Source organism: Alcanivorax sp., from assembly GCF_014762765.1.
In the GTDB taxonomy this organism is placed as follows: domain Bacteria; phylum Pseudomonadota; class Gammaproteobacteria; order Pseudomonadales; family Alcanivoracaceae; genus Alcanivorax.
In genome coordinates this window covers 1-3,763 of the sequence record NZ_JABURH010000162.1, presented here as the reverse complement: position 1 = coordinate 3,763, position 3,763 = coordinate 1, and the positions used below count along the sequence as shown (strand labels likewise).

At 59.0% G+C, this 3,763-nt stretch carries 5 protein-coding genes; 3 read left to right on the top strand and 2 right to left on the bottom strand.

The genetic code is table 11. The features are described from left to right. Nucleotides 1–78: 78 nt before the first annotated feature. Together HUJ17_RS12015 and HUJ17_RS12010 are read right to left on the bottom strand one after the other, a co-directional pair. Nucleotides 79–1,041, bottom strand: a complete 963-nt coding sequence (locus HUJ17_RS12015; protein WP_290510915.1) for a ChuX/HutX family heme-like substrate-binding protein — start codon at nt 1,039–1,041, stop codon at nt 79–81. Nucleotides 1,042–1,244: 203 nt separating this feature from the next. Next, on the bottom strand, nt 1,245–1,421 hold the full coding sequence (locus tag HUJ17_RS12010) for a hemin uptake protein HemP (RefSeq protein ID WP_290510914.1): 177 nt from the start codon (nt 1,419–1,421) through the stop codon (nt 1,245–1,247). Between the two features lie 366 nt (nt 1,422–1,787). On the opposite strand from HUJ17_RS12010, the gene HUJ17_RS12005 reads away from it, so the two are divergent. The 3 genes from HUJ17_RS12005 to HUJ17_RS11995 all read left to right on the top strand — a co-directional run. Continuing rightward, complete coding sequence (locus tag HUJ17_RS12005; RefSeq protein WP_290510913.1) at nt 1,788–2,282, top strand: DUF6231 family protein; 495 nt, start codon at nt 1,788–1,790, stop codon at nt 2,280–2,282. A gap of 201 nt (nt 2,283–2,483) precedes the next feature. Further along, nucleotides 2,484–3,167, top strand: coding sequence for a hypothetical protein (locus HUJ17_RS12000; protein WP_290510912.1), 684 nt, complete (start codon nt 2,484–2,486; stop codon nt 3,165–3,167). A gap of 183 nt (nt 3,168–3,350) precedes the next feature. Next, nucleotides 3,351–3,763: OsmC family protein (locus HUJ17_RS11995; RefSeq protein WP_290510911.1), on the top strand; the 413-nt coding region annotated here is incomplete at its 3' end.

Sequence of the window (3,763 nt, the reverse complement as noted above, 5' to 3'; positions counted from 1 at the left end):
CGGCTTCGTAGGTATCTCGGAACTTGAGGAACTGTCCAGTCTTTCCCTATCCAATCGAGTGTAGCTTGTAGCTTGTAGCTACCGAATCACGCTATCCCTCAATAACGCCCGCCAGTCTGACTCCGCTTCGCCGGCGGACAGCGTCCACAACCAGTCACCGTTTTCATCCAGCGCTTCCAGCGCCGTGATCACCTGCCCATCACCGGGCTTGCGCAGCCGCCACAGGCTCTGCATTCTTGCCATATCCAGCGACACCAGGGCACCGTTATGGACGAGATGACAATGGCTGTCTTGCCAGCGCGGTGACGACCAGGGTGCCGTCATGCACAGACGCACACCTTGATTGCCCACACACAGCGTGGTCGCCTCGTCACGCCGCGAGGCTTCCGCCAGCACCGCCGGCAGGGTTTCCGGGCGTACCGGGCAGGCAAAGCTATCCCGCACCGAACGGTACAGAACTGACCGCTGGTTATCACAACGCTGCAGCAGATGAGTGAAGTCCTCGTCATCGGCGCTGCCGGCCCAGTCCCGCTCAAGCTGCGATAGCGGCCCCAGATCACCGGCTACAACCCGGGGCAACCCGGCGGGAAGGCTCAGCGTTTGCTGATCCGGATGCAGCATGGCACAGACCAGCTCCTCGAAGGCCAGGCCACCACTATCCGGGGCTACCGCCATCTGCTGCAATGGCTGCCCCTGGCGATCGAAAAACACCAGGCTGCGAGCCGGCAAGGCTCCGGTGGGCTCCAGCACCGCCAGCACTGAATGCCACTGGGACACCTGCAGACTTTGCCGTAACCGACAACGATCGCCCACCGACTCCAGCCACCATTCCCCTTCATGAAACGCCGGGTAATGCATGTTCTGGGAAACCCGGGAGCCACTGGTAAACGTCGTCACCACCAGCGAGCCGAGTCGATAGAGGGCCTTGAGAATGGCCAACGGTTCGTCCTGCAATCGTAAAACCCGATCACCGAGTGCAGCACCGCACTGACGAAGCAGAGGAGATGCCGCCGGCGCCGGGGACCACGCCATCACTGACATGCTGCCTCCAGATCGCCACACCATCGATACTTGTCGACGGTGCTTGTTATTAGGTGTGGAAAGCTGGCGGCGGCTGGCGATCCACGTCAGGGAGAAATTGAGACACTGCTTGCATCACGCGACCAGGAACAAGGGCTTTGATTGTTGCTGCCCGGATGCCGCGCCGAAATCTGAATACCCTTAGCGCGTTGTTGCGTGCCGCGTTACTTGGTCAGGATCAATCGATTGTTGGAGGTGCGTCGCAGCAGGTAACGCTCGCCATCATGCTCAATCCAGAGCTTGCCCTGATGGTTAAGCAGCAGGCTGCTGGCAATACTGCTTTCTGCATTGATAGAAACCCGTCGAGGGGTAGCGGTGACATTCTTCTTGAGCTGGGTCATGCTGGCCTCCTTGTCTGTATATGAGAATCATTATCATTATTGATTGACTGGCAGTCAACGCTCTTTTTTGATTTCCTGAGGAAGATCACAAACAGCCCGCCAACCAGACGATCCAAGGCCAACGCGTAGGCAAGCCGCTTGAAGCCCCGAACCTCGCTTGCGAGAAAATCACTCAAAGGGCAATCAGGGATTGCAGAGCACAATTATCTCTTTCCAGATAATCCTCCTGGGCTTGAACTGTCTGCCGCCTCGCCAAACTCGATCCGCGCCTCGAACCTTCAGCCGCCAACGTTTTTACGTTCCCCTATCGAAAGCCCTGCACAACCGCGCTAGACTGAATTCATGAATACCGCGATGGCACACCCCATGACCGAATCCCCCCAGGAACGTCTGGCCGCTATCCTGGATAGCCACCAGCCTTCCTCCATTGTTACCGTCAGCCTCAATCCCATCCCCGTCGTCAGCCAATGGTGCAAGGATCACGACTGCAAGCTGGTGGAAATCCAGGAGCAGGATCCCTTTGCGGCACTGGAAGAGATCGAACGGGTGGATATGGCGATCGTGGCCGACCAGCTGGAATATATGAGCCAGCGGGACGGCGAGGCGCTGATGGGCCTGCTGCGAAACCTGCACACCGATTCCATGGTGGCGGTGTACCAGCCCACCCTGGCCCCGCAGAAACTGCGCTGGCCCAGCAATGGCTTCCTGGCACTGGGCTGCCGGGAACAGGGCCACTTCGCCCAGGATGGCCGCGAGCTGAACATCTACAGCTACGATCTGGACAACTACAACTTCGAGCGCAAATGGAACAACCCGCGCTTCTGGGCCAACCCGGAAAACTGGGGCAAGTACTGGTGGTGAACAATCGCCACGGCCGACTGTTTCGTAGGGTGCACTGCGCCTAAGGCAAACTGCACCCTACCTGCGGCCAACCCCATTACACGCCTCTCCCCCCGCAAGCCCGCAACGCCTATTCGCCTGCTTTCTCTGTGAACTCCGCGCCTGCTGTGGTGAAATAGCGCCTTTCCCGCTGAACTTTCCAGCCTCAACTTTGCAACCGACATGATCAGCCAACGTTTTCGCGAAATTCTCTATTTCTGGTGGCGCAACCTCGGGCCCATTTTCCTGGTCACCGCCCCCTTTGCCCTGCTCACTGAAGCCAGCCAGTGGCTGTTTGGCCCCAGTTTTGTTTTCCCGGAAGAAGCCGGCGGCGCCCTGCAGTTCAGCGGCATCAGCCTGGCCATCGTGCTACTCAGTCGTCCGCTGGCGGAAGGGGCGCTGATTGCCCAGCTAGCTGCCGCGCGCACCGGCAAACCGGCAGGGCTGCTACAGTGTCTGGCAGCCGCCTTGCTGGTCTATCCGATGCTGCTGGCCACCTATGCCATCATGGCCGTTGGTGTCTCACTGGGCTGGCTTGCGTTTTTCTTCCCTGCTCTGTGGGTCTACACCCGCCTATGCTTCGCGCCTTTCCTGGTCGTCCTGAAGCGCCGCAATCCCATCGATGCGCTGCGTCAGTCCTTCGCCATGACAGAAGCCCAGCAGTGGCCGCTGCTACTGGTACTGGTACTGGTTTTCCTTGCCTATCTTTTAATGAGCAGCATTCTGGCATCACTGGTCACCGCCGCCGTCAGTCACCCCCAGGCTGCCGCATTGCTGGTGGGCCTGCCGGTAAGCCTGATGAGTGCTCTGGTCAATGTGGCGGTATTCCGCTACTGGGAAATGGCCCTGGATAGCACCACGCACTAGAACAAACACACGAGTGGTGGCGGTAACGTTTTCCCCAGCCACCACTCGTCGCAACCTGCCATTCCCGGATACACCCGACACCTCCCACTGACGTTTTGTCACCGACTTCGACCAAAGCCGCCATGGCAAGTGGCTGTTTTGATGGCATACTGCCCTGAAGAATAAACCAACCGGGGATATGTCGTGCCACAACACACTATGCATCTGAGCTGGAACGCCCACGGCGAGGATCACTACCTCTGGCACCTGGCCGATGGCAATGAAGTTCGTGTGGTGGATGGCCATCATGGCCAGCAGGAATTCATGGAACCGGAAGAAGCCTTTATCGCCGCCCTGGCCAGCTGCCACCTGCTGTCGTTTCTCACCGAAGCGGCCCGCGAAGGCCTTTCCGTGACCAGCTACGACGATGCCCCCGAAGCCATCCTTGGTCAGAACGAGCAGGCAATGATTTATGTGCGGCAGGTATTACTGCAGCCGCTGGTGACCTTCAGCGGCGAACAGCCGGACGCCGGCAAGATCCAGGCCCTGCACCAGCGCGCCCACGAGAAGTGCTTTATCGCCCAGTCGGTGAAGAGTGAAGTGTTGATCGAGCCGAG

Bases quoted from the DNA above. Each gene is read 5' to 3' on its own strand.
- HUJ17_RS12015 (WP_290510915.1), bottom strand. From the start codon at position 1,041: ATGTCAGTGATGGCGTGGTCCCCGGCGCCGGCGGCATCTCCTCTGCTT.
- HUJ17_RS12005 (WP_290510913.1), top strand. From the start codon at position 1,788: ATGACCGAATCCCCCCAGGAACGTCTGGCCGCTATCCTGGATAGCCAC.
- HUJ17_RS12010 (WP_290510914.1), bottom strand. From the start codon at position 1,421: ATGACCCAGCTCAAGAAGAATGTCACCGCTACCCCTCGACGGGTTTCT.
- HUJ17_RS12000 (WP_290510912.1), top strand. From the start codon at position 2,484: ATGATCAGCCAACGTTTTCGCGAAATTCTCTATTTCTGGTGGCGCAAC.